Raw genomic sequence first — 5,096 nt, 5'->3', positions numbered from 1 at the left:
TTCTGTCCAACATGGTGTACTTTAGCAAGTTGTTCAAAATCCTGTCGCACAACAGGTTTAATTAGCTCATAAAATACGGTATTCTGATGTGACAAAACCTGAATCCTGGTCGTTAAAGTGTTTGTTTACACTCATATTTTAACTGTTAGGCCTCAGGTTTTTTTATTTAAAGCAAACTATGGGACAGCAGTGCAGTAAGCACCCCTTTTTATAATATATTTCTAAGCTGCCTACATGGCAGTGAACAACCCCAAGAAACAGCATTTTCTGAGAGAATATTTCTAAGCTGCCTACATGGCAGTGAACTCGGGGTAGGTAAATCAGATTGATCAATCTGATTTCTAAGCTGCCTACATGGCAGTGAACATTGTAGATATTCGAAGAATTAAACCTAAAAATTTCTAAGCTGCCTACATGGCAGTGAACTACTATGGTGACATTATGAAATACAAGATTATTTTCTAAGCTGCCTACATGGCAGTGAACTACCGCTGCCATCTTTGCATGTGCATGGATTTTTTCTAAGCTGCCTACATGGCAGTGAACAGCTAATGCATAGGGCTTGAATACAAACTTCATTTTCTAAGCTGCCTACATGGCAGTGAACTCAAGCTGAAATGCAAGACGCTTTTTATAATTTTTCTAAGCTGCCTACATGGCAGTGAACTTAAATCTGTATTATGAATCATTCGACGATGATTTCTAAGCTGCCTACATGGCAGTGAACAGTTAACAGATACACTTAAAACATCATTTAGTTTTCTAAGCTGCCTACATGGCAGTGAACCTTTTCAGTTTTATAACTTGATTCGTCAAATGTTTCTAAGCTGCCTACATGGCAGTGAACAAACATTTTCATTATCTGATGAATCTGTTAATTTTCTAAGCTGCCTACATGGCAGTGAACCTTTTAAACGCTTTTTGTTGTTGAGGGTCACATTTCTAAGCTGCCTACATGGCAGTGAACTTTCGATGAAACTGGTGGCGACGAAGATTTGTTTTCTAAGCTGCCTACATGGCAGTGAACGAGCCTTGCCCGCTTTCAACAGCAATTAGATTTTTCTAAGCTGCCTACATGGCAGTGAACTAGTATCAACGTTTAATTTAGCATTTGTAGCTTTTCTAAGCTGCCTACATGGCAGTGAACTATAAAATTAACACAAAAAATAAAGCCATAACAGCGAGTTAAACCTAAAATCTAGCAAAAGACCCAAGTTTTCACTCACTATTATAACTTATTGATTTTATTAAACTGTTAAAGAGTCAAAAAATATTGGGTTAAAATTCGGGTACAGATGCTTCTGAACTTAATCCATAAGTACTAAAAACCTGAGTTTCAGATTTTTCAGCAGGTTTCTTTTCAATGAACAATTTAAATCGTTTTTTGTCCTGTTCATCTGAAGTGCTTAAACTCAACATGTCAATATACGGTAAGTTGGTGGTCTTCACGACATGGCTATACCGAGCGAGTGCTTCATCAAACCCAATATCACCACGTTTTACACGATGACGTGCCAAACGCTCAGCATTGGTTTTAAATTGCTTACGTCTATAAATGGCATAACCTGTAACTTTACTCTCAGGCACTTCACGTATAGAACTAACATGAACATAGTCAACCAAGCGTTCTAACCACTTACGAATATTTAACTGCTCTAAAGCATTTTCAGATTGGGAAAACAAGCGAAGTTTTTCACCTAAAAATCCAATACCTTTTTCAGCATGAAAGCGATATTGAGGAAATGAAATCCCAATATTTACTTTATTATTTGCATCTTTTATTTCAGCCAAAGCAATATGTAACTGAGTATAAATACGTGACCATAGTTCATAAGGTGAAAAATCATCAGTTTTGATTAAAGTCACTTCAATATAGTATTTCATTCAAATGACCTCATCGAATATCTGTAACATACGCAAGCCCTTTTTTACCTAAGTAAAAGGAAGATACTCCTGCATTTTCAATCTTTTCTTCCAAATCTCGAGCTTGATCTTTGGAAATATTCAGATTGATAATGAGTTGACCACTAGCCTTCGTTAAAATTGAAACAACTTCCCCTTCACCTTTTTTCTTTTCTTTAAGTAAATATGGATTGCCCCAAATTAACTTTTTACTGCCTGTCGTATAACGATCCATAAAATCTTTTTTGGTAAATCCACGCTTAGAAATACCGCTGAGACCACTACTTTTTGTTAAAGCATTGGAAAGATCATACTTTTTAGATAATCTTTCAATTTGCAAATATAAAGCAGAAGCATATAAGCTAATTAAAGGTAACTGCTCTTTAGCATTTAAATAATTCACATCATCAAATTTACTTTGTAGAATATCTAAAGCATCTTTGACTGAGTCAATGACATCAATTGCTTTTTCAGCACTCAGCAACTCAATCTGGCTAGAAACTGTAATTGGGTCAAGTTCAATATCAGTTTTAACCTGATAGTTTTCATCAAGAATAAACTGCGTCACAGCATCTAAATTCAACCAAAGAATGCCCCATAAGTCAGAGGAATAGTCTGACTTAAACGCAGGATCATTCGCCTTGATCATCCCCGTAAATGAGTTTTGATCAGTACTTCCCGAAATATTTCGGATATATACCATTTCATTACTGATCGCTGATTTATCTACAATATCTTCATCTTGCAGAATTTTTTCTATCTCTGAAAAGTAGTATTCTTTATCTTGGCGAGCTTGGTAAAGCTTTCGTTGTTCACCAATTAAACGGTTTAAAACGCCCATAACTGTATCTTTAGATACATCCCGCTTTTTATAATTTCCTGCTTGTTTCAATGTTGTCATTGATGCAATGAAATTACGCCCCCCTTTGGGTAATGGCTGATTATTTGAACCATCCAAAAATGAGTTTCGCCATGAGGATTCATATTCAATAATAATTTGCATCACTCACCTCATTATTGTGCTTCAAAGTAAACTGCATAATCAGTTTGAGGTTCAGGATTGGCTTGATCAGGGTGACGTTTAATCCGCATCATTTTATTGCTATCGTTATAATCTACTTCTACAGTATCAACACACATATAACCTTTAGCTTGTTTAATTACCAGCTCTTGAAGCATATTTAAAGTTTCTTTGATGAGAATATCAATCGCGGTATTGTCTAATAAAATCCCAACTTCACCTTCATTAAAAATCGTACCTTTACGCACGTAATTTTTGTGAAAAACTGCTTTGGGTTCTTTGGTCGGGTCTAAAGTTTGAATAAAGTTTTGTACCGTTTCAGCAATTTTCTCACCTTCACCTTCTTTAATCAGCATGGATGCTCGATCAAACTTTTTGTCGAGTGAAATAAATTGCAGTTGTTCAATACTGATTGAACCATAGGCTTCGTATTCAGTATCACCAAATGTAGTCTTAGAGAAAATTGAATTTTCACCACGCTTATACGTTTTTGTACCATCTGCTTGCGTAATTTCTTCACTTGAACTCGCATTAGAGAGCTGTTCAAAATTACCGTTACCCAATTGATCAATAAAATCAGTAATCAACAACGGGCTTGTGCGTTTACATTGGCTTGAAGGCACCACATAGCCACGAATTAAACCTGTAATAGATGCTAAAACATCGATCAAATTTTTATCTTTAGCATAGTGTAAATCAAATGATTGATCACGGAATAAATGATGGCGTATACAGTTTTGGCTGATGTATAACGGTGTTTCATCAAAATTAATATCCGATGCTTCTTTACGATATTTATAGCCTGTTTCTTCTTTGATCTTACCTGATAAATTACTAAATCCACGTAACTTAGGTAAAGTATGGTTATCAACTGTCTTACCATCATTTCCTGTCAATGATGTTGGACCATTCCAATTCACAACCCCATAACCATATGCTGTAATTTTAAAGTCTACGCTTTTTACACCAGTTACTTTAGCCATGTTATTTTTCCTCTTGTGTTGTTGTTGAATAATTAATCTTAGCTATACGTAATAATCGTCCTTTATATTTTCCACTCTTGTATAATAGTTTTACTACTGTACAGGTAGCTTAGAAAATAAGAGTTTTTCTTATTACATTCACTGCCATATAGGCAGCTTAAAAGTTTAGCCAAATCGGAATAACCTCGTTCCATTTAGTAAGAATATACACTTTTTCAAAAAAATACCATAAGAGTTTTACTTATATTTTAAAAAGTATAAACATCTGATTTTAATAAATATACTAATTTAAAAATTTATCTATTTACATTCTATGCTAAGAATAAGATGTGCCATTAACTAGCGCATCTTATTCTAAAAATCTCAAATAAAATTAATATAAATTAAAAGCTTACCCAACATCTTTAGTTAAATATTTTAATTTATCCAATGATATAGAACCTATTGGCTGCTTATCTGTAATTGCATAATAGATTGCTTCAGGATGTCGAACCCCTGTTCCACCCACTTTATTAAGATCATCTTCGATGTAACTCAAATACAAAGGAAAATCTGCATCTCGTGCATAGTTTTCTAAAACTGCACAACGCACTTGCTGTTTTTTCTCAGGAATCCCTTTCACAGGATGTGTCGTATCAACATTGCCATGCTTTTGTGCAATAAAATTGATCAAACCTAAATCTTTAATAATATTTAAAGATTCTGTCAGGTTGTCATATTGGGTTGTATCATCCAAAGGTGGCGTATAGGCATATTTATTTTCAAAAATTGGCTGTTTGAAATCATTCAAATTTAAAACTGCCAATTGCACAAAACGGCTGTCACCTCGTAATGAGTTTTTACTGATCTTCGACTTTCTTTCATCCGTTTTAGATTTAATCACTTTGGTCGGTTCAGTTACTTTTTTATTAATTAAATCAATGCTTTTCTTAATTGCTTTATCCATATCTTGAATAACGGCAGATTTATCGCCTAATTGTTCTTGTTGCCTATAAAACTCACGATAAAGTTTGTATAATTCAGCTAGCTGAAATACTTTTCCATTCAAATGATTTTGTAAAACGTCATACCATGCTTTAGTTGTTTGTAAACTATTTAATTGATTTAAAAAATAAGCAGATGAACCTTTACAACTCCCATTGGTCACATTTTCAGTAATTGCAACTCGTAAAATATTGACAACATCATTT

The 5,096-nt window shown here is 34.2% G+C and carries 3 protein-coding genes, 1 pseudogene and 1 CRISPR repeat array; all 4 genes and pseudogenes read right to left on the bottom strand.

Annotated elements, in window-relative coordinates:
- Window positions 1-218: 218 nt before the first annotated feature.
- Window positions 219-1,147: direct repeats of the CRISPR family, unit length 28 nt; unit sequence TTTCTAAGCTGCCTACATGGCAGTGAAC.
- Between the two features lie 131 nt (window positions 1,148-1,278).
- Window positions 1,279-1,884: a type I-F CRISPR-associated endoribonuclease Cas6/Csy4 gene (gene cas6f / locus GBN19_RS14440; RefSeq protein WP_151778600.1), complete on the bottom strand. Its 606-nt coding sequence runs from the start codon at window positions 1,882-1,884 to the stop codon at window positions 1,279-1,281.
- Between the two features lie 10 nt (window positions 1,885-1,894).
- Window positions 1,895-2,905 (bottom strand): type I-Fv CRISPR-associated protein Cas5fv, encoded by a 1,011-nt coding sequence (cas5fv, locus tag GBN19_RS14435; RefSeq protein ID WP_151778599.1) that lies wholly within the window; start codon window positions 2,903-2,905, stop codon window positions 1,895-1,897.
- An 11-nt stretch (window positions 2,906-2,916) separates the two neighbouring features.
- On the bottom strand, window positions 2,917-3,906 hold the full coding sequence (gene cas7fv / locus GBN19_RS14430) for a type I-Fv CRISPR-associated protein Cas7fv (RefSeq protein ID WP_151778598.1): 990 nt from the start codon (window positions 3,904-3,906) through the stop codon (window positions 2,917-2,919).
- A gap of 391 nt (window positions 3,907-4,297) precedes the next feature.
- Window positions 4,298-5,096, bottom strand: a pseudogene (locus GBN19_RS14425) (CRISPR-associated endonuclease Cas3''); the annotation flags it as partial.

Source organism: Acinetobacter brisouii, from assembly GCF_008993995.1.
Taxonomy (GTDB): Bacteria; Pseudomonadota; Gammaproteobacteria; order Pseudomonadales; family Moraxellaceae; genus Acinetobacter; species Acinetobacter brisouii_A.
This window is presented reverse-complemented; position numbering and strand designations above follow the sequence as displayed.